19 protein-coding genes are annotated in these 19,635 nt (G+C 72.4%); 12 read left to right on the top strand and 7 right to left on the bottom strand.

The annotated features are described in order from the left end of the window. Positions 1-73: 73 nt before the first annotated feature. From ACGFT1_RS13895 to ACGFT1_RS13880, 4 genes are all read right to left on the bottom strand, one after another. A complete protein-coding gene (locus ACGFT1_RS13895; protein ID WP_373909159.1) occupies positions 74-1,621 on the bottom strand; it encodes an ABC transporter substrate-binding protein in 1,548 nt (515 codons plus the stop codon). Further along, positions 1,621-3,771 (bottom strand): hypothetical protein, encoded by a 2,151-nt coding sequence (locus tag ACGFT1_RS13890; RefSeq protein ID WP_373909158.1) that lies wholly within the window; start codon positions 3,769-3,771, stop codon positions 1,621-1,623. Before ACGFT1_RS13890 ends, ACGFT1_RS13895 begins: the two co-directional genes overlap by 1 nt. 71 nt (positions 3,772-3,842) lie before the next feature. Continuing rightward, the gene (locus tag ACGFT1_RS13885) at positions 3,843-5,258 is read right to left on the bottom strand and encodes a condensation domain-containing protein (RefSeq protein WP_373909157.1); all 1,416 of its coding nucleotides are present in this window, start codon (positions 5,256-5,258) and stop codon (positions 3,843-3,845) included. 179 nt (positions 5,259-5,437) lie between these two features. Further along, positions 5,438-5,764, bottom strand: coding sequence for a PLD nuclease N-terminal domain-containing protein (locus tag ACGFT1_RS13880; protein ID WP_373909156.1), 327 nt, complete (start codon positions 5,762-5,764; stop codon positions 5,438-5,440). 76 nt (positions 5,765-5,840) lie between these two features. Here ACGFT1_RS13880 and ACGFT1_RS13875 point away from each other — a divergent pair, with 76 nt between their 5' ends. From ACGFT1_RS13875 to ACGFT1_RS13840, 8 genes are all read left to right on the top strand, one after another. Then, on the top strand, positions 5,841-7,292 hold the full coding sequence (locus ACGFT1_RS13875; RefSeq protein ID WP_373909155.1) for a menaquinone biosynthesis decarboxylase: 1,452 nt from the start codon (positions 5,841-5,843) through the stop codon (positions 7,290-7,292). Beyond that, entirely contained in the window at positions 7,289-8,191 is a 903-nt protein-coding gene (gene mqnP / locus ACGFT1_RS13870) for a menaquinone biosynthesis prenyltransferase MqnP (protein WP_373909154.1), read from the top strand. Before ACGFT1_RS13875 ends, mqnP begins: the two co-directional genes overlap by 4 nt. A 56-nt stretch (positions 8,192-8,247) precedes the next feature. Then, positions 8,248-8,922, top strand: a complete 675-nt coding sequence (locus ACGFT1_RS13865) for a UbiX family flavin prenyltransferase (RefSeq protein ID WP_373909153.1) — start codon at positions 8,248-8,250, stop codon at positions 8,920-8,922. 56 nt (positions 8,923-8,978) lie between these two features. Beyond that, entirely contained in the window at positions 8,979-9,434 is a 456-nt protein-coding gene (locus ACGFT1_RS13860; RefSeq protein ID WP_356823992.1) for an Lrp/AsnC family transcriptional regulator, read from the top strand. Positions 9,435-9,472: 38 nt separating this feature from the next. After that, positions 9,473-10,636, top strand: a complete 1,164-nt coding sequence (mqnE, locus tag ACGFT1_RS13855) for an aminofutalosine synthase MqnE (RefSeq protein WP_373909152.1) — start codon at positions 9,473-9,475, stop codon at positions 10,634-10,636. A gap of 60 nt (positions 10,637-10,696) precedes the next feature. Continuing rightward, positions 10,697-11,221, top strand: a complete 525-nt coding sequence (locus tag ACGFT1_RS13850; protein WP_373909151.1) for an N-acetyltransferase family protein — start codon at positions 10,697-10,699, stop codon at positions 11,219-11,221. A gap of 81 nt (positions 11,222-11,302) precedes the next feature. After that, a complete protein-coding gene (locus ACGFT1_RS13845; RefSeq protein ID WP_356823996.1) occupies positions 11,303-11,611 on the top strand; it encodes a DUF4229 domain-containing protein in 309 nt (102 codons plus the stop codon). Between the two features lie 10 nt (positions 11,612-11,621). Beyond that, the gene (locus tag ACGFT1_RS13840) at positions 11,622-12,272 is read left to right on the top strand and encodes a TetR/AcrR family transcriptional regulator (protein WP_373909150.1); all 651 of its coding nucleotides are present in this window, start codon (positions 11,622-11,624) and stop codon (positions 12,270-12,272) included. Positions 12,273-12,428: 156 nt separating this feature from the next. Here the strand turns inward: ACGFT1_RS13840 and ACGFT1_RS13835 are convergent, their stop codons facing one another. After that, positions 12,429-13,289, bottom strand: a complete 861-nt coding sequence (locus ACGFT1_RS13835; RefSeq protein WP_373909149.1) for a MaoC/PaaZ C-terminal domain-containing protein — start codon at positions 13,287-13,289, stop codon at positions 12,429-12,431. A gap of 274 nt (positions 13,290-13,563) precedes the next feature. Between ACGFT1_RS13835 and ACGFT1_RS13830 the strand changes: the two genes are divergently transcribed. After that, a complete protein-coding gene (locus tag ACGFT1_RS13830) occupies positions 13,564-15,504 on the top strand; it encodes a long-chain fatty acid--CoA ligase (RefSeq protein WP_373909148.1) in 1,941 nt (646 codons plus the stop codon). Here ACGFT1_RS13830 and ACGFT1_RS13825 read toward each other — a convergent pair. Beyond that, positions 15,404-15,919: an ATP-binding protein gene (locus tag ACGFT1_RS13825; protein WP_373909147.1), complete on the bottom strand. Its 516-nt coding sequence runs from the start codon at positions 15,917-15,919 to the stop codon at positions 15,404-15,406. The two genes, ACGFT1_RS13830 and ACGFT1_RS13825, sit on opposite strands and share 101 nt — an antisense overlap. Positions 15,920-16,027: 108 nt before the next feature. Here ACGFT1_RS13825 and ACGFT1_RS13820 point away from each other — a divergent pair, with 108 nt between their 5' ends. Together ACGFT1_RS13820 and ACGFT1_RS13815 are read left to right on the top strand one after the other, a co-directional pair. Next, complete coding sequence (locus tag ACGFT1_RS13820) at positions 16,028-16,885, top strand: helix-turn-helix domain-containing protein (RefSeq protein ID WP_373909146.1); 858 nt, start codon at positions 16,028-16,030, stop codon at positions 16,883-16,885. Continuing rightward, entirely contained in the window at positions 16,885-17,139 is a 255-nt protein-coding gene (locus ACGFT1_RS13815; protein WP_373909145.1) for a DUF397 domain-containing protein, read from the top strand. Before ACGFT1_RS13820 ends, ACGFT1_RS13815 begins: the two co-directional genes overlap by 1 nt. Here the strand turns inward: ACGFT1_RS13815 and ACGFT1_RS13810 are convergent. Then, positions 17,098-17,745 carry a class I SAM-dependent methyltransferase gene (locus ACGFT1_RS13810; RefSeq protein ID WP_373909144.1) on the bottom strand — a complete coding sequence of 216 codons (648 nt, stop codon included), beginning with the start codon at positions 17,743-17,745 and terminating at the stop codon, positions 17,098-17,100. The genes ACGFT1_RS13815 and ACGFT1_RS13810 overlap by 42 nt on opposite strands. An 87-nt stretch (positions 17,746-17,832) precedes the next feature. Here ACGFT1_RS13810 and ACGFT1_RS13805 point away from each other — a divergent pair, with 87 nt between their 5' ends. Beyond that, positions 17,833-19,455 carry a serine/threonine-protein kinase gene (locus tag ACGFT1_RS13805; protein WP_373909143.1) on the top strand — a complete coding sequence of 541 codons (1,623 nt, stop codon included), beginning with the start codon at positions 17,833-17,835 and terminating at the stop codon, positions 19,453-19,455. Positions 19,456-19,635 lie beyond the last annotated feature (180 nt).

Genomic DNA, 19,635 nt, shown 5'->3' with positions numbered 1-19,635 from the left:
TTCGCGGCCCGCCGCGCCCCGCCCCGCGCAGCCGTTGCCGTAGCCTTCCCGGCTCCGGCCGGGCCGCCCGGGACTACGACGGCGGCAGGCACTCCTTCCCCGGCGGCTTCCCCTCCGGCCAGGCGATCCGGACGAACCGCGAGCCGCCCGCGGGGGTCAGCTCCACGATCGGCACCGCCTTGTCGTACGGATTGCCGTGCACGTCCAGGCAGATCCAGCCACTCGCCCCGTCCACCCGCAGCGAGCCCTTGACCTGCGGCCACTGCAACCCGACGTCCGTGAGCGCCGGGACGGTCCGGCCGTCCGGTACGGCCTCCCGGACGCCGTGCACGGCGAGCCGCAGGGTGTCGTAGCCGATGATCAGCTGCCCGTCGTCCAGGGCGAGAGGGCCGACCGGGCCCATCGGCCCGCGGTCCGCGGCCGTCAGCAGCTTCCGCAGCGCCGCGAAGTCGGCCGCCGAGCCGCCCGTCCGCGCCGGGTCCTTCGTCCAGGCGTCCGGGTGGGCGAGGGAGGTGTAGCGGACGGCGAGGTTGCGTCCCAGCGCGCTGCGGTCCAGGTCCTTCTCGTGGGTCAGGTACGACGCCTCGTCGCCGGTCAGCACCGTGAATCGCCGGTCCTGGCAGCCGCGCCCGCCCAGGGCGTTGATGAACTGACGCAGCTGGGTGTGCCGGCCCGCGAACAGCAGCGTGTCCGTCTCCCGCGGGGTGTCGCACACCAGGTGGGTGATCTGCCGGAACGTGTTCGCGGTCGTGCCCTCCTCGCTGCGGTCGGCGGGCGGGGTGAACGGCTGCGACTCGAACGGCGAGCCCTTGATCAGCGCCGCGAACGACTGCTGGAGGGTGCGCGTGTAGGGGTCGCCGGGCCGGTCGTACACCAGCAGTGCCTTGCCCGCGCTGACCTTCGCGAAGGAGGCGAGCGCGCGGGCCTCGTCGGTGTTGGTCGGTGCCACCCGGGCCAGCCCGGGGTAGGGGTCCGCGCCCCGCTGCCCGTTGGCGAGGTCGTCGGCGGTGATGGAGGAGCCGATCACCGGGATGTGGTGCCGGGTCAGTTCCCTGACGGCCTGCTTGTTGGGGTCGGTGCTCTGCCCGATGCCGGCGACCACCCGCAGCCGGTCCTGGCTCGTCGTCATCGCGACCAGCCGGTCGACGGTCCGCCGCCAGTGCGTGCCGGTCGCCCCCGGGTTGGCGAGGACCAGCCGGATCAGCGGGCGTTCGCCGTTGGCGTCGTGGTTGGCCTGGTACTGCGCCAGGTAGGCGCCCTGGAGCTGGTGGCGGATGTCGTTCTGGTTGGTCGGCGACGTCGAGGTGTACGGCAGCATCAGCGCCACCGTCACATAACCGCCGGGGCGCAGGCGGTCGTTCTCCCGGCCGATGGCCCGCACCACGTCCCGCAGCCTGGGCTGCCCGAAGTCGTACGGCGTGGTCGCCACCCCCACGCACTCGTCACCGCCGGCCGGCCGGGACACCCCGGGCGCGCAGGACAGGTCCTCGTGCAGCAGGGCCCGCACCGCGAACCCCAGGCCGGCCAGCAGGGCCAGCGTCACCAGCAGGGCCGTGTAGCGGCGCAGCGGGATCTCCCACACGCCCTCCCGCAGCCACGTGCCCGCACCTCTGCGCGCCATCACGCCTCCCCGCGTCCGTGGTCCGGGCCGTCGTCGGCGCCGTCCGGGTCGTCCGCGCCGTCCGGGTCGCCGACGTCCTCCGGGCCTTCGCCGCCGGGGGCGGGGCCGTCCAGCGGGCGTCCGGCCAGTGCCGCCGCCGGCCAGTCCCGGGAGGCCCGCCACAGCAGCGCGTTGCCCGCCGGCCGCAGGTTGGACAGCTGCTCCAGCTCGAAGCGGAGCCGGTCGCACACCCGCGGATCGGGCAGGACCAGCGGGTCCGCCAGCAGCCACACGGCGTGCAGCAGCCGCCGTATCCGCAGGTGCAGTGCGGCGTCCGCGCCCTCCGGCACGGTGTGCCCGGCGTCCGTGCGGCCGAGCGCGACCGCGGCCCGCCGGTCGTCGCGTCCGGTGAAGTCACGGCCCTCGGCGTCGTGCGCGTGGAAGTAGGGCGCGGACGCGATGAAGCGCAGGGTGCGCAGCCAGGCCCGGGGGTCGGCGGTGGCGAAGGTGTCGCGCAGGTGGGCGACCGCCGGCCCGGTGTCCCCGAGGGCGAGTTCATGGTGCAGCCGGTACCGGGCGTGCTCGGGGCCGGGGTAGTGGGCGGCCAGCGTCTCGTGGGCGGTCCGCCAGGACGCGTGGTCGGCGTCGCGCAGGTGCAGCCGGAGCAGCAGCAGCGTGCGCACGAACGGGTCGCCGACGAAGCGGCCCGGCACGGCGGGCAGCCCCTCCTCGACGAGCAGCGTCTGGAGCGCCCGCACGCTCGCCGGTCCGAAGGTGTCCGGCAGCAGCGCCGCGGCCAGCGCGCAGGCCGAGCCGTGGTCGTGGGCGGCGGCCAGCACGGTCAGCTCGTCCAGGTGCTCGCCCGGCACCAGCCGGTCCAGCAGCGCCTCGTAGGCGGGTACGGCGGGCCGGTCCTCGGCGGGCCGCAGGCCGGCCGTGAGGAGTCCGCCCAGCGAGCTCACGCCGGGCAGGGCCTGCGCGGCGGACTCGGCGAGCAGCGTGATGCCCAGCGGGTTGCCGCCGGTCAGCCTGTGCACGGCGGGCGGCAGCTGCGCCGGGACGGTGAGGTCGGCACGGACCGCGCCGACGATGTGCAGGGCGTCGTCCTGGCTCAGCGGCGGCAGCGCGAGCACGAGCGCACGCGAGGAGGGGGCCGCGTCGGGCGTCCAGTCGCAGCGCCGGGCCGCCTCCGCCAGCTCCCGCCGTGCCGCGCCCGGCAGCTCCTCGCGGGCCTCGCCGCGCCGGGCGGCGACGAACGCCACCCGGTCCCCGATGCCCTCGGTACGGTCCCGCAGCACGGCCGCCATCAGCCCGGGGCCCGGCGCCGACTGCGCGTTGTCCAGCAGCACCAGCGGCCGGCCCAGCCGCTGCATCCGCGGCAGCATCCCCGCGTACGCCTCCGTCAGGTCGGCCAGCAGCGCCCGCACCAGGTACCGCTCGGCGTGCTCCCGCGAGCCGCCGCCGTCCCGGAAGTGCCCGGACAGCAGCATCAGGCCGCGCTGGGCGTTGTCGCCCGCGTTGGGATACGTGCGGTACCACACCGACGCCTTCTGCTGCCGGCGGCTGGTGAACCCCTCGGCGACGGACTCCAGGGTTGCCTCGATGGCGCCCGACACCAGCGGCCCGGTGCCGGTGGCCGCGGCGACCACCTTGGCCGCCACCTTCCCGGCCCAGCGCCCGGCCAGTCCGCTGATCCACGTGCCGCTCTCGTTCAGCAGCAGGATCCGCTCGACCTCCCGGCGGATCCGCTCCGAGTCGGCGTCGCCCCAGCCGCCCGCGGCCACCGCGACCAGGCCCGGCATCAGCCGCGGGAACGTGATCCGGCCGGCGCCCGTCACCGGCGCCGCGAGCTGCTCGGCGATCACCAGCAGCGCCTGCGCGAGCGGCGACCAGGACGCGGCGGGCCGGTCCGCGGGCGGCGCCGCGAACTGGGCCTCCGCGCAGTCGGCCAGGGCGACCGGTGTGTGCCCCCGGTAGGCGTCCCGCAGTTCGGCGAGGACCGCGCTCTTGCCGAGCCCGCGCGCCCCGGTGAGCACCACGAACGGCGGTTCGTCCGGGTGCTCGTACGGATGGCCGCGGTGCTGGTGCGGGCGCAGGCCCACGAGCCGCGGCGCGAGGCCGGCCGGATCCACATCGAACAGCGCCCCGCGCCCGTGCAACCGTCTGTGCACCGCATCTCCCCCTCAACACCAGTGTAGAAAGGGATAGTTGATCCATACCAGGGTCCGTGGTGACCGTTGGGTCACGAAACCGCCGGCAGGCGTCCGTGGGCCACCGAGGCGATCCGGTCCCGCAGCCGCTCGACGTAGAGCCGCATGTTCTTGGCCGCGATGTCCGTGTCCGGGTAGCGGCTCGCCAGCCACAGCCCCTCGTGCAGCCGGTTCACCCACACGCACACCTGGTCCCCGTACGACACCCGCAGCAGTGCGTGCGCCCGCTGCTCGGGCCACCGCTCGGCGCCGGGGATGGTGCGGGCGTCGAGGTAGGAGACGATCGAGTACAGGTCGGGGGAGGTCGGCCGGAAGTCCGTGCCGAGCAGGGCCAGCACCCGGGCCAGCGGCATCCGGGCCAGCGGCCGGTTCGCCTGGAGTTCGGCCCGCACCGCCCGCACGGTCTCCGGGAAGCCGCGGGTCCTGCTCACGGGCACCTCGATGGGGGCGCCGCCCACGTACCAGCCCACCGAGTCGCTCCACCGCGACTTCACCCGGGTGTGGAAGGGCACCACCGTCCGGTACACCGGTTGCCCGCCCAGCTCGTGGACGATGAGCCCGGTCGCGGCCAGCAGCCCGACCATGCTGCCGCCGTGGGGCCGGCAGTACGCCTCGAACGCCGCCGCGTCGTCCGCGTCCGCCAGTGGCTCGCACAGCATCTGCTGGGGCGGCAGCGGCCGTTCCGGGTCCAGACCGAGGTCGACGGGGAAGCAGGGCAGCGTCCCGTCGCAGCGGCGGATGAAATCCCGCCAGCGCGCGACGATGTCGTGTCCGCCGTCCAGCCGGTCGGCGTCCGCCCGCTCGATCTCGCAGAAGTCGACGTAGCTCGCGACGGGGGCGGAGATCTCGGGTGCGCCGCCCGTGGCACCGGCCGTGTACAGCTCGTGGATCTCCGCGGCGATCCGCTGCACGGAGTAGGCGTCGACGTTGCTGTGGTCGAAGGCCATGTACACGCTGGCGGCGTCGTCCCGCAGGACCGCCGTGTAGATGAGGTTCGGCCAGCGCAGCGCGTCCGCGACGCTGTCGAAGCGGTCCTGGAGGTGCCGCACGAGCCGGCCGGGGTCGGGGAAGTCGCCGACCACCTCCCGGCGCAGCGTCACGTCGGCCGCGTCGAGCGTGAACCGGCGCAGTTCGTCGCCCGTGCCGCCGGCCCAGCGGAAGCCGCTGCGCAGCGTCTCGTGCCGCACGGTCCAGGTGCGCAGCGCCTCCTGGAGCACGTCCAGGTCGACCGGACCCGGCAGGTCGAAGGCGATGCCGAGCCAGGTCGGCACGAACAGCCCGTCGTCCCGTACGCACTTGGCCGTTCTGATGTGTGATTCCTGGATGTAGGCGGGCGGCCGGGAGTCGTCCGGGAGTGCCGTCGCCGCCTCGACGGTCGCCGGGCTCAGCGTCCACTCGACGAGCCGTCCCGGCCGGACCTCGCAGCGCTGGATGTCAGTGATTCGCACGCGTCTCCCATCGCAAAGGACCCCTGGGTGCGGGCTCCCCTGCAAGGCAATGCCGTGGGACGCGGCCGGGACATGCCCGCCGGGTTCAATTCAGCGGAACGGGTGGCAGGCCGAACGCGGAAGTGAATAACCGACGGTGACCGGCGCGGCGGGGCCGCCCGGTCGGCGGCCGTCCTTTGCTAGTCGTGCCGGGGGTCGTCGTCCTTGTCCAGCTCGCCCCGTTCGCCCAGGGACCTCAGGAACTCGGGGTTGTCGTCCGGGGCGACCCAGCGCGCGGCGGTGCCGCCGTGGCGTGCCGCGGCCGAACCGCCGGCGGAACCCGGTCGCACCCGGCCGGTGAGCAGCCAGGCGACCGGTCCGACCAGTACCTCCCCGAACAGCAGGACGATGACCAGCCAGGCCGCCTTCGGCAGGTGGCGGACCTCGTCGTCGGGGGTGTTCAGACAGTCCACGAAGGCGTAGATCCACAGGGCGAGGACGAGCAGGAACGGCAGATACCTGAGCATGGCCGCGCGTACTCCCCACCCCGTGAGACGACCCTGGTGACCCGGTCAGCGTAGCGGGTGGCCGATACTGGGACACATGGCTTACGACGATCTTCGCTCCCTGCTGCGGGCACTGGAGCGCGAGGGGGACCTCAGGCGCATCAAGGCCGAGGTCGATCCTCATCTGGAAGTCGGGGAGATCGTCGACCGGGTGCAGAAGTCCGGCGGCCCGGCGCTGCTCTTCGAGAACGTGCGCGGCTCGGACATGCCGCTCGCCATGAACGTGTACGGCACCGACCGCCGCCTGCTGAAGGCGCTGGGCCTCACGTCGTACGCCGAGATCTCCGAGCGGATCGGCGGCCTGCTGCGGCCGGAGCTGCCGCACGGCTTCGTCGGGGTGCGCGAGGCGTTCGGCAAGCTCGGTGCGATGGCGCACGTGCCGCCGAAGAAGGTGAAGGACGCCCCGGTGCAGGAGGTCGTCCTGCACGGTGACGACGTCGACCTGGACCGGCTGCCGGCGCTGTTCACCTGGCCCGAGGACGGCGGGTCCTTCTTCAACCTGGGCCTGACGCACACCAAGGACCCGGAGACGGGGATCCGCAACCTCGGGCTCTACCGCCTCCAGCGCCATGACAAGCGCACCATCGGCATGCACTGGCAGATCCACAAGGACAGCCGCAACCACTACCAGGTGGCGGCCCGCCGGGGCGAGCGCCTGCCGGTGGCCATCGCCTTCGGCTGCCCCCCGGCCGTCACCTACGCCTCGACCGCCCCGCTCCCCGGCGACATCGACGAGTACCTGTTCGCCGGGTTCCTCGCCGGCAAGCGGATCGAGATGGTCGACTGCAAGACGGTTCCGCTCCAGGTACCCGCGCAGGCCGAGGTGGTTCTGGAAGGGTGGCTGGAGCCCGGTGAGATGCGGCCCGAGGGCCCGTTCGGCGACCACACCGGTTTCTACACCCCGCAGGAGCCCTTCCCGGCGCTGACGATCGACACGGTGACGATGCGCAGGCGCCCCCTGCTCCAGTCGATCGTGGTCGGCCGCCCCCCGACCGAGGACGGGCCCCTCGGCCGGGCCACGGAACGCTTCTTCCTACCCCTGCTGAAGATCATCGTCCCGGACATCGTGGACTACCACCTGCCGGAGGCCGGCGGTTTCCACAACTGCGCGATCGTCTCGATCGACAAGAAGTACCCGAAGCACGCGCAGAAGGTGATGCACGCCGTCTGGGGGGCGCACATGATGTCCCTCACCAAGCTGATCGTGGTCGTGGACGCCGACTGCGACGTCCACGACCTGCACGAGGTCGCCTGGCGGGCGCTCGGCAACACGGACTACGGCCGTGACCTCACGGTCGTCGAGGGCCCCGTCGACCATCTCGACCACGCTTCCTACCAGCAGTTCTGGGGCGGCAAGGCGGGCATCGACGCCACGCGGAAGTGGCCTGAAGAGGGCTACACCCGTGACGGCGGGTGGCCGGAGATGGTCCTGTCGGACCCGGGAACGGCGGCCCTGGTGGACCGCCGCTGGAAGGAGTACGGACTGTGACGTCGATGTCCGCCGCCATGCCCCGGCCGGGGCGCACCAAGGCGTTCCTGCGCCTGGTGATGATCGAGCACTCGGTCTTCGCACTGCCCTTCGCGTACATCGCCACCCTGACGGCGATGTACGCGTGGGACAGGAACATCCACTGGGTCCGCCTGCTCCTGGTCACGGTCTGCATGGTCGGCCTGCGCACCTTCGCCATGGCCGTCAACCGGATCATCGACCGCGAGATCGACGCCCGCAACCCGCGCACGGCCCACCGCGAGCTGGTGACCGGCGCGATGTCGGTGAAGCACGCCTGGACGGGCGCCCTGGTCGCCCTGGTGGTGTTCCTCGGCGCGGCGGCCCTGCTCAACCCGCTGTGCCTGGCCCTGGCGCCGGTCGCGGTGATCCCGATGGTGGTCTACCCCTACGGGAAGCGGTTCACCGACTTCCCGCAGGCCATCCTGGGCCTCGCCCAGGCCATGGGCCCGATCGGCGGCTGGCTGGCCGTCTCCGGTTCGTGGTCCTGGGACGCGGTCGTCCTCGGTCTGGCGGTGGGCATCTGGATCGGCGGCTTCGACCTGATCTACGCCTGCCAGGACGTCGAGACCGACCGTGAGATCGGCGTCCGGTCGGTGCCGGCCCGCTTCGGCGTCCCGGCCGCGATCTGGGGCGCGCGCGCCTGCCACACGGTGACGACGGCCCTGTTCGCCTGGTACGGCGTCGCCACCCACGCCGGTGCCTTCTTCTGGCTGGGCCTGCTGATCGTCGCCGCCGCGTTCGTCTACGAGCACCGCATCGTGCGCCCCCACGACCTGTCCCGGCTGAACCGGGCGTTCTTCTCGGTCAACGGCTTCATCGGCATTGCCCTGTTCGTGTGCGCGCTGCTGGATCTGCTGGTGCGTGGACTCACGGTCTGAGGGGCCTGGGGACCACCGGTCCTGAGCCCTTTCGCGTCCGCCGGTACGCTCAAGGTGTGAACGCAGGACAAACGCAGCGCGCGCCTTGGATCGTGGGGGTGTCCGGAGCTTCCGGGACGCCGTACGCGGCGGCCGTGCTGCGCGCGCTGCTGGCCGCGGGGGAAGCGGTGGACCTGGTGGTCAGCCGGGCCTCGCGGCTGACGCTCCTGGACGAGACGGGGATCTCGTTCCGGGACGCCCACTGGCAGGACGACCTGCGCGCCTGGCTGGCGCGCGGCGCGGACGGCAAGCCGGAGACGTTCGACGTGGACGTCAGCGGGGTGCGGTACTGGAACGCGGGTGATCTCGCCGCCGGCCCGTCCTCGGGGTCGTACCCGGCGAAGGGCATGCTCATCGTGCCCGCCTCCACGGCCTGTGTGGCGGGTGTGGCGCTCGGGCTGTCCAAGGATCTGCTCCAGCGCGCGGCGAGCGTCACGTTGAAGGAGCGCCGGACGCTCGTCGTGGCCGTACGGGAGACCCCGCTGAACGGGCAGACGCTGCGGCACCTGGTGGCCCTGGACGACGCCGGCGCCGTGGTCGTCCCGGCCTCGCCCGCCTTCTACGCGGGCGCCACCCACATCCAGGACCTGGTGGACTTCGTCGGCGGCCGGGTGCTGGACGCGGCGGGAGTGGGACACGGCCTGTACCGGCGCTGGCGGGGCGAGCTGGGCGGCGGCACGGCGGACAAGTAGCAGTACGTACGTACCTCTCATCACTTCAGGAACATTCACCGGAAGGCTTCGATCGCATGGACGCGGTGGACAGGCAGCTCATCCAGGCTCTGCGGGAGAACGGCCGGGCCTCCTACGCGGAGCTGGGCCGCCTCGTGGGCCTGTCGGGCCCCAGCGTCACCGACCGCATCAACCGGCTGGAGGCGGCCGGTGTCATCACCGGTTACCGCGCGACGGTGGACTCGGCCTCGCTGGGTCTCGGCGTGACCGCCCTGATCGGCATCTCGCTGTCGGACGCCGCCGACCACGAGGACGTGGCGCAGCGGCTGCGGGACCTGCCGGAGATCGAGGACTGCTGGTTCATCGCCGGTGACGACTCCTTCATGCTCAAGGTGCGTTCGCCGGACGTGGACGGCCTGGAGAAGACGATCCGGCGGCTGAGCGGCACCAGGGGCGTGTCCCGCACCCGTACCACCATCGTGCTCTCCACGAAGTGGGAGAACCGGGTCGGCGAGCTGCCGGAAGAGGTCTAGGGATACCGTTGGCCGGGTTGTCGGAGAAAGGTGTGGGCATGGACGTCGGGCTCAAGCGCGAGCTGGAGGAGAAGGTCCGTTCCGGGGAGCGGCTGACCCGCGAGGACGGCATCGCGCTGTACGAGTCGGACGACCTGGCCTGGCTGGGCGGGCTCGCGCACGAGGTGCGGACCCGCAAGAACGGTGACGTGGTGCACTTCAACGTCAACCGGCACCTGAACATGACCAACGTGTGCACGGCGTCCTGCGCCTACTGCTCGTTCCAGCGCAAGCCGGGCGAGAAGGACGCGTACACGATGCGCATCGAGGAGGCCGTCCGGCTGGCCAAGTCGATGGAGTCGGAGAACCTCACCGAGCTGCACATCGTGAACGGCCTGCACCCCAACCTGCCGTGGCGGTACTACCCGCGGTCGCTGCGGGAGCTGAAGGCGGCCCTCCCGCACGTCTCGCTGAAGGCGTTCACGGCCACCGAGATCCACCACTTCGAGACGATCTCCGGGCTGTCGGCGTCGGAGATCCTCGACGAGCTGATCGACGCGGGCCTGGAGTCCCTCACCGGTGGTGGCGCCGAGATCTTCGACTGGGAGGTCCGGCAGCACATCGTGGACCACCGCACCCACTGGGAGGACTGGTCCCGCATCCACCGCCTGGCGCACGAGAAGGGTCTGAAGACCCCGTGCACCATGCTGTACGGCCACATCGAGGAGCCCCGCCACCGCGTCGACCACGTGCTGCGGCTGCGTGAGCTCCAGGACGAGACCGGCGGCTTCCAGGTCTTCATCCCGCTGCGCTACCAGCACGACTTCGTGGACGTGCGGGACGGAAAGGTCAGGAACACCCTCCAGGCCCGCACCCGGATGGCGACGGGCGCGGAGGCCCTGAAGACGTTCGCGGTCTCCCGGCTGCTCTTCGACAACGTCCCGCACGTGAAGGTGTTCTGGGTCATGCACGGGGTGCAGACCGCGCAGCTCGCCCTCCAGCACGGGGCCGACGACATGGACGGCTCGGTCGTCGAGTACAAGATCACGCACGACGCGGACAACTACGGCACGCCGAACAAGCTGACCCGCGAGGACCTCCTGGACCTGATCCGGGACGCGGGCTTCCGCCCGGTGGAGCGCAACACCCGCTACGAGATCATCCGCGAGTACGAGGGCCCGGACCCGGCGCGCCGCGAGTCCCCCCAGCCGATGCGGCTCTGACCCCCGCGGTACCGGGTCCCCGCCCCCGGGCGGGGACCAAGTAATGACTACCATTGCCTCATGCCCCTTACCTTCACCCTGGACCCGCCGGTCACCCCCGCCCTCCGTGACGGCATCCTCGGCCTGTGGACGGACGTCACGAACGCGGGCGGGGCCGTCGGCTTCGTCGCCCCGGTGACCCCCGAGGAGGTACGGCCCGAGCTGGTACGGCACTTCGTGCAGATGGCCGAGGGCCGCACCCGACTGCTCGTCGGTCACGACGGGACCGGCGAGGTGGCCGCGACCGCCTTCCTCACCCGCAACACGCACCGGCTGATGACCCACTGGCTGTGGCTGTACACGGTGATGGTCCACCCCCGGCACCAGGGCCGGGGCCACGGCCGCGAGCTGCTGGCCGCCGCCGCGGACGCGGCCCGGGGCATGGAGGGCATCGAGGCGGTACAGCTGACCTGCCGGGGCGGCCTCGGCCTGGAACGGTTCTACGCCTCCTGCGGCTACAAGGAGGTCGGCCGCGTGCCCGACGCCATCCGGGTCGCGCCCGGCGACGACCGGGACGACGTCATCATGCTGCTGCCGCTCGGCTGACAGCGACCCCCGTGCGGCACCGCCCACGCGTCGTGCTTCACTGGACGCTGACCCCTTTTGGAATCGGACGAGTGGATTGAGATGCTCCGCTACACGCTGATGCGCCTCGGTATCTTCGCGGGCTGCCTCCTGGTCGTCTGGGGAGCCGTCTACTCGGGCATCTTCCCGCGCGGCTTCGGCGACTCCAACGTCCTGTGGGTCCTGCTTCTCGCCCTCGTCGTCTCCGCGCCGGTCAGCTGGGTCGTGCTGCGCAAGGAGCGCGAGCGGGCCTCGGTGCAGATCGTGCACAAGGTCGACCGGATGAAGGCCAACCTGGACGCCAACCGCAGCCAGGAGGATCTGGCCGACGACGCGTCCCGGGCACAGGGCGGGGCAGCCGCGCCCAACTAGTCTTGCGCTCATGGGTGGCGTCAAGACCAAACGGATGCCGAGGGCGGTGCGGGAGCAGCAGATGCTCGACGCGGCCGTACGGATCTTCGGGCAACGCGGGTACATGGCCGCCTCGATGGACGAGATCGCCGAACTCGCCGGCGTGTCCAAGCCGTTGGTCTATCTGTACCTGACCTCGAAGGAATGCCTCTTCACCGCCTGCATCCGCCGTGAGGCCGCCGCGCTCACGGCGGCCGTCCGCGCGGGGGTCCGGCCGGACCTGCCCGCCGACCGGCAGCTCTGGGACGGGCTGCGGGCGTTCTTCGCACACACCGCCGAGCATCCCGACGGCTGGTCCGTGCTGCACCTCCAGGCCCGCACGCACGGTGAGCCCTTCGCGGCCGAGGTCGCCGCGATGCGTGCGGAGATCGTCGCGTTCGTGACCCGGCTGGTCGTGGTCGCGGCGCGGGAGGCGCACCGGGATCCGGATCTGCCCGAGCGGGAGGTGGCCGGGATCGCGGAGGCGCTGGTCGGCGCGGCGGAGTCGCTCGCCGCGTGGGCGAACGCGACACCCGGGGTGAGCGCGCGGCAGTCGGCGGCGACCCTGATGAACTTCGCCTGGGCGGGCCTGTCCAACCTGATGCGGGGCCACCCCTGGAGTCCGCCCCCGGCCGACTCCTAGTGGCGCCCCGTTGTCGGGTGCGGGTGCGTCGTGGCTCGTCGCGCGGTTCCCCGCGCCCCTCGGGTGGGTCGGGTGCAGCGTGCCTCAGGGGCGGGGGACTGCGCGAACGGCCACAGCGTGCCCGCACCCGGCGATGGTGGTGTGCGCCCCCGGGGGTCAGGGGAGGGGTTGGACCTCGCCGGTGAGGTGGGGTTCGCCGCTCGGAGCCCGGAGGGCGAAGCGGCCGGTGCCGTCGGCGCCGTAGGCCACCGTGCCCGGCAGCGGTACCGGCGCCCGGAAGCGGACCCGGACGACGGCCGCGTCGGGCGTGCCGTGGGCGGCCAGGCACCGCGCGGCGGTCCACATGCCGTGGGCGATGGCGCGGGGGAAGCCGAAGAGCCGGGCGGTGAGGGGGTGGAGGTGGATGGGGTTGCGGTCACCGGACGCGGCACCGTACCGCCGTCCCACATCCTCGGCGAGCCGCCACTCGGCGAGGACGGGCAGCGCCCCGCCCTCGGGGAGGGGAGCCGGGTGAGCGGCACCGGAGGGGAGGCCCGGCCGGGCCGGATGCCGGGCGAGGTACGTGCTGCGGGACTCCCAGAGCAGGGCCCCGCCGGACCGCAGCGCGGTCACCACGGTCGCCTCGGTGCCACGCCGGTGCGGAGCCAGTCCCTGGATCCACACGGCGAGTTCGTACTCCCCGCCGGCCGGCAGCGCACCGGTGCGGACGATCTCGATCGAGGTGTGGACCAGCCCCAGCAGCGGCAGCGGGAAGTCCCGGCCGCTCATCAGCCGCATGGCGAGCGGAAAGCCGAGGACGTGCGGGTAGGTGATCGGGAGGTCGGGCTCGCCGGTGGGGAAGCCGCAGACCCGCTCGTACGCGGTCAGCCTGACCAGGTCCACGCGCTGGCCGGGCAGGACGAGCCGGGTGCGCGGGAAGGCCGCGTCGGCGGCGGGGCGCTTGAAGGGGGAGTGCAGGGCACCGCGGGCGAGCAGCGGGCCGAGTGCGGGGGCGGTGGTGAGGGTGACGGCGCTCAACAGGCCTCCAGCGGGCTCCGTCTCGGTCCTGATCCTTACTCGAGAGTAAGGTTACCGGAGGTAAGGAGAGCTGGGCCACCCGCTCCCCGAGCCGCGCATGCGCGAAGTTGAACGCGCCTCACATAACCCCCGGTGCTGCACATTCCCGGCCCCGGATTCTCCCCGGACCCGCACAACCCCCTCACAGCAGGCCCGTACGATCACCTGCCTAACCAGCGGTAACGCCTTGCTGTCCGGGGCGACCGCAGGTGCACGCACGCCAGAGGAGCCGCTCGTGTCCACGCCGTACCCGCACGCCCCCGCCTCCTCCGGCACCCCCGTCCACGCCGTCGACTACGACGGCCACCCGGTCCTCGTGGCACCGGAGATACGCCGGCTGGACGGCGCCGTACGCGAGGCGTCCGTCCCCCCGTTCGCGCCCCCGGTCACCCACGGCTCCCTCGCCGACCTGCCGTACGACAACGCGGAAGCGGCCCCCGACGCGGTCGTCCTCAGCCGCAGACAGGCCGGCGGCGGCTGGACGGACGTGACGGCGGCCCGGTTCGCCGCCGAGGTGCAGGCGGTCGCCCGGGGCCTGATCGCCCAGGGCCTCGTGCCGGGCGACCGGATCGCGGTCATGGCCCGGACGACCTACGACTGGACCCTGCTGGACTTCGCCGCCTGGGCGGCCGGCCTGGTCACGGTCCCGGTGTACCCCACCTCCTCCGTCTTCCAGACCCGCTGGATCCTGCACGACTCCGGCGCGGTCGCCCTGGTCACGGAGACCGCCGCGCAGGCCGCCGCCATCGGCCCCGAACGCCCGCACCTGCCCGACCTGCGCCATGTGTGGGTGATGGACCGGGACGACGTGGCCCGGCTCGCCGGAACGGGCGAGGCGGTACCGGACGGGGAGGTGGCCGTGCGCCGGGGCATGCTCGGCCCCGACACCCTCGCCACGCTCATCTACACATCCGGCACCACCGGCCGCCCCAAGGGCTGCGCCCTCTCGCACGGCAACTTCCTCACCGAGGTCGACAACGCCATCGAACTCCTCCACCCGGTCTTCAAGTCCCCGGACGAGGAACCCTCGGTCCTGCTCTTCCTGCCCATGTCGCACGTCTTCGGCCGGATGGTGGCCGTCGCCTGCGTCCGCGCCCGCGTCCGCCTCGGCCACAGCCCCAGCCTGACCCCGGGGGACCTCCTGCCGGACCTGGCCGCGTTCCGGCCGACGTGCCTGCTGACGATCCCGTACATGCTGGAGAAGATCTACAACTCCGCGCGGGCCAAGTCGGAGGCCACCGGCCGAGCGGCGGTGTTCGACCGGGCGGCGGACGTGGCCCGGCGCTACGGGGAGGCGCTGGAGGCCCGCCGGACCGGCACCGGCGGCGGTCCGGGCCGAGCCCTCAAGACGCAACGCACCTTCTACGACCCCCTCGTCTACCGCCGCATCCGCGCCGCGATGGGAGGCCGCGTCCGGTACGCCATCTGCGGCGGCTCCCCGCTCGGCCGGCGCCTGGCCGCGTTCTACGCGGGCGCCGGCATCGAGATCTTCGAGGGGTACGGCCTGACGGAGACGACCGGCGCCTCCACGGTCACCCCGCCCCTCAAACCCCGCCTGGGCACGGTCGGCTGGCCGCTGCCAGGCACCCGGGTACGGATCGCGGCCGATGGCGAGGTCCTGCTCGCCGGCGGCCACGTGCTGCGCGGCTACTGGGACCCGCAGGCGGGCGGCGTGGTCCCCGCGACCCGCGACGGCTGGCTGCCCACGGGCGACATCGGCGAGCTGGACGACGAGGGCTACCTCACCATCACCGGCCGCAAGAAGGAACTCCTCATCACCTCGGGCGGCAAGTCGGTGGCCCCGGCCCCGCTGGAGAACTGGCTGCGCCAGCACCCGCTGATCTCCCAGGTGATGCTGGTCGGCGACGCCCGCCCGTACGTGGCCGCCCTGATCACCCTCGACCCGGACGGCGTTACGCACTGGCGCCAGATGATCGGCAAACACCCGGTGCCCCCGGAACTCCTCGTCGGCGACCCGGAGCTGACCGAGGTCCTCCAGCGGGCGGTCGACGAGGCGAACCGCATGGTCTCCCGCCCCGAGTCCATCCGCCGCTTCGCCATACTCCCGGTGGACTTCACCGAGGAGGCGGGCCACCTGACCCCGTCGATGAAACTCCGCCGGGACCGCGTCCTGTCCGACTTCGCGGCCGAGGTGGAGGAGCTGTACGCGCGCTGAGCGCCAGCTCCACCCAGACCGTCTTGCCCACCTCCCGCTCCGTGACGCCCCAGAGCGTCGCCAGTACCTGCACGACCACTAGCCCCCGCCCCGACTCGTCCAGCGGGCCCCCGTCCAGGAAGCGCAGGGTGCGGTCCCCCCGCGTGTCGCTCACCTCGATACGCAGGGTGCCCCTCTCGGCCAGCAGTCCGAGCCGCAGCTCGAAGTCCCGTCCGGGGACACGACCGTGGGTGACGGCGTTGGCGGCCAGCTCGGCCACGACGAGCTGGGCGGTGTGGCTCAGGTCGCCGTCGTACGGGTATCCCCAGGCGGCGAGCTGACCACCGGTCAGCCGGCGTGCGAGCCGGGCCCCTCGGGGGGTCGCGCTGAGCCGTTGCGCGAGTTCGGTCGCGGGGGTGGAGATTTCTGCGTTCACCTCACCGAGCGTGGCCGGTTCTCCCTACGCTGACCAGGGGTGACTCGGCGACTGTACGTAGTCGTACGGGTGCGGCTTGTTGGTGTACGGCTCGTCGGAGGTGGCGCGTTGGAGGAACAGGAGCGGAGGCCGGAGACACCCGCGGAGGAGAACGGGGCGACTGCGGTGTTCGTCGTGCTGGGCAAGCAGTTGCGGCTGATGCGGGAGCGGGCAGGGCTCAGCCAACGGGAGTTCGGCAGCCTGGTGAACTTCGGTCCCGACCAGATCTCCGCGATGGAGCGAGGGGTGCGGACACCTCGGCCGGAGTTCTTGCAGCGGGCGGACGAGGTCCTGGGCGCCGGGGGACTGCTGAAGGAGGTCATTCCGCAGGTCGAGGAGGCGATGACCAAGGCGCGGACGCGACACCCTGAGTGGTACAGGGGGTATGCCGCGCTGGAAGCGCAGGCGGTCTCCCTGCACGACTACAGCACCATGGGTGTGCTGGGCCTTCTCCAGACCGAGGAGTATTCACGCGCGGTCTTCACTCAGCGACACCCGCCTCTGGATGAGGAGACGATCGAGAGGCGGGTAGCGGACCGGCTCTCACGTCAACAAGCCTTCGAGCAGTGGCCGCTGACGGAATTCAGCTTCATCATGGAGCAGGCCGTGCTGGAGCGCCCGATCGGCGGCCCAGAGGTGCACGCCGAGCAGCTCCGTCAGTTGCTGCGGATCGGGCGTATGCGCAATGTGCAGCTCCAGGTGATGCCAACAAATCGACATGAACACCCCTCTCTGGACAACTCGTTCAGCCTGCTGACGCCCAAGGGGAAGGAGCAGGTGGGTTACATGGAGAGTCACGGCTACCCACGTTTGATTACCGACAGGGAAGAGGTCCGTGTTCTCGGCGCTCGCTATGGGATCATCCGGGCGCAGGCTCTCACCCCGGATGAGTCCCTGGCCCTGATCGAGGAGATGCTGGGAGAGTGATGATCATAGAAAACTTGGGCTGGTTCAAGAGCAGTTACAGCAGCGGCGAGGGCGGCCAGTGCCTCGAACTCGCCTACAACTGGCGCAAGTCCAGCCACAGCGACGGCGAAGGCGGCCAGTGCGTGGAGGTCGCCCCCCACCCCACCGCCATCCACATCCGTGACTCGAAGCGGCCCGCCGCTGCTCACCTCACCGTCACGCCCGCCGCCTGGTCAGCCTTTCTTCTGGGTGAGCAGGAACGCCTGAGGGGCTGACTCGGCGAGAGCCTCCTCGCGTTGCCGCACGGTGCTGGAGCGGAGGTCGAACCCGGCGTCGGTCAGCAGCTCGGCCATCCGGTCGGGGTGGCGTCGGTGGAAGTCGAGTACCACGGGCCGCCCCCAGGGCCGGTCGAGCCGCAGCGGGGCCTCGCCCGTCTGGAAGGCGAGCAGGAGCAGGCCGCCGGGGGCCAGTACGCGGTGGAACTCGGCGAACAGCGCGCGGAGTTCTGCCGCCGGCGTGTGGATGCTGGAGTACCAGGAGACGGCCCCGGCCAGCGTGCCGTCGGCCACGGGGAGGTCCAGCATGGAGCCCTGCTCGAACCGCAGCCCGGGGAAGTCGCGGCGGGCGACGGCGACCATGCACTCGGAGAGGTCCAGGCCGAAGACGGACAGCCCCAGCTCGGCCAGGTGCGCGGTGACCGCGCCGGGGCCGCAGCCGAGGTCGGCGACCGTGCCGCCGGGGCCGACCTGTTCGGCGTACGCGGCGAGCAGCGCCCGCTCCAGCGGCCGGTCGGCGAGCGGGTCGCGGAAGTGGGCGGCGTAGTCCTCGGCGACGGCGTCGTAGAAGGTGCGGGTGGCGGTGAGGAAGTCGGTACCGGTCATGGGGAGGGACCGTAGCGGGCTCCGCTGACACCGCCCTTAGGCTTCTGTCGATCGGCAGGGGGCGTCGGGACGGGGGGAGTGCGGCGAATGAGCCACGCGACGGAGGATTTCCAGCCACTCCAGGCGGACGACCCACCCGTGGTGGCGGGTTACCGGCTCGCCGCGCGGCTCGGCGCGGGCGGTATGGGCCGGGTCTACCTGTCGCACAGCCGGGGCGGCCGTCCGGTCGCGATCAAGGTCGTACGGCCGGAGCTGGCCGACGACCCGGAGTTCCGGCGGCGGTTCGGCAGGGAGATCGGCGCGGCCCGGCGGGTGCGGGGCGCCTACACGGCCGAGCTGATCGACGCGGACGCGGACGGCACACCTCCCTGGCTGGCCACGCTGTACGTGCCGGGACCCTCCCTGACCGAGGCCGTGTCCCGGCGCGGGCCGCTGCCCGTACCGGCGGTGCTGTGGCTGATGGCGGGCGTGGCGGAGGCCCTCCAGGCGATCCATGGGGCGGGGATCGTGCACCGGGACCTGAAGCCGTCGAACGTGCTGCTGGCCGCCGACGGGCCGCGGGTGATCGACTTCGGCATCGCGCTGGCCGCGGACGGGACCGCGTACACGGCGACGGGAGGCGCGATCGGCACGCCGTCGTTCATGGCCCCGGAACAGGCGTCCGGGGGCGAGGTCACGGCGGCGACCGATGTTTTCGCGCTCGGGCAGACCGCGGCGTTCGCGGCGCTGGGCAGGCCGCTGTACGGCGACGGCTCCGCGGTCAACATCCTGTACCGGATCGTGCACTCCGAGCCCGACCTGTCGCTGCTGCCGGAACCGCTGCGTCCGCTGCTCGCCCGGTGCCTGGCCGCCGATCCGGCTCGGCGGGCCACGACGGCGGAGGTGCTGGAGTGGTGCCGGCGGCGGCTGAGGGCGGACGCCGACGGGGGTGGCGGGCCCGCCGTGTGGCGGGACGTCACCGGACCGCAGGTCGAGGTCCCGGCTCCGGTGCCGGAGCCGACCGCGGTGCGCACGCTGCCGCTGGCCGGGACGCCGCGGCCGGCGCCAGGGGAGCGGAAGGCGCGCGGGCGGCGCACCGCGCTGGTCACGGCCGCCGCGGTGGTGGCGGGGGCCCTGACGCTGACGGGTCTGGTGTGGGCGGTCAGGGACGCGGTGGCCGACCGGTACGGCCCCGGGACGGCCGCCGAATCCGGGTCAGGCTCCGGGCCCTGGTCGACGTCGGACTCGGTCGAGTCGACCAGGCCGTCCCCGTCGGTGTCACCGAAGTCACCGTCAGGGCCCTCGCCGGGCGCGAAGGGCGGCGGCGGTGGGGCGGCGGCCTCGGCCACGGCGCCGGTGGCCCACTCCTACCCCCTGCGGGACCTGACCCGGAAGAACTCGCTGAGCTTCGACGACCCGGCCGCCGAACTGGACCACCGCAAGGGCGACCTCCGCTTCGACTGCGAGATGGCCGGCTGTGAGCTGGAGAGCGGCACCAGCGTGCTCGTCCAGATGTTCGGTGCGCACGGCACCACCCTCGATGAGTGCCGTGTCATCCTCAAGCACGCCACGAGCCACCGCCTCCCGCTGGCCGGGGCGACGGCCGGCAGCGAGATCTGCGTCAAGCAGCCCTCCGGGGACATCGCCCTGTTCGTGATCCAGACGAAGTCGACCGCTGTACCGGAGATCGGCTACGTCGAGGGGGACCTGACGGTCTGGCGGGCGTCCTAGATGTAGTGACCGCAAGCGTTGTCGACGGTGGGCGGTGAAGAGGTGGTCGAGGTTGGCGGCGCGTCGTGGATAGGGGGATGTCAGCCGGAGCCGTGTGATCTCCCACGGCCTCATCTCAGCGGACGCCGCTTGGTGAATGATCTATGCTCGCGCTCCTCGACCTGCACGAGGTCGACTGAC

The sequence above is a fragment of the Streptomyces sp. Y20 genome, from assembly GCF_043195475.1.
Lineage (GTDB): Bacteria > Actinomycetota > Actinomycetes > Streptomycetales > Streptomycetaceae > Streptomyces.
The sequence above is the reverse complement of the archived record's forward strand: the minus strand, read 5'-3'. Positions and strand labels throughout refer to the sequence as shown.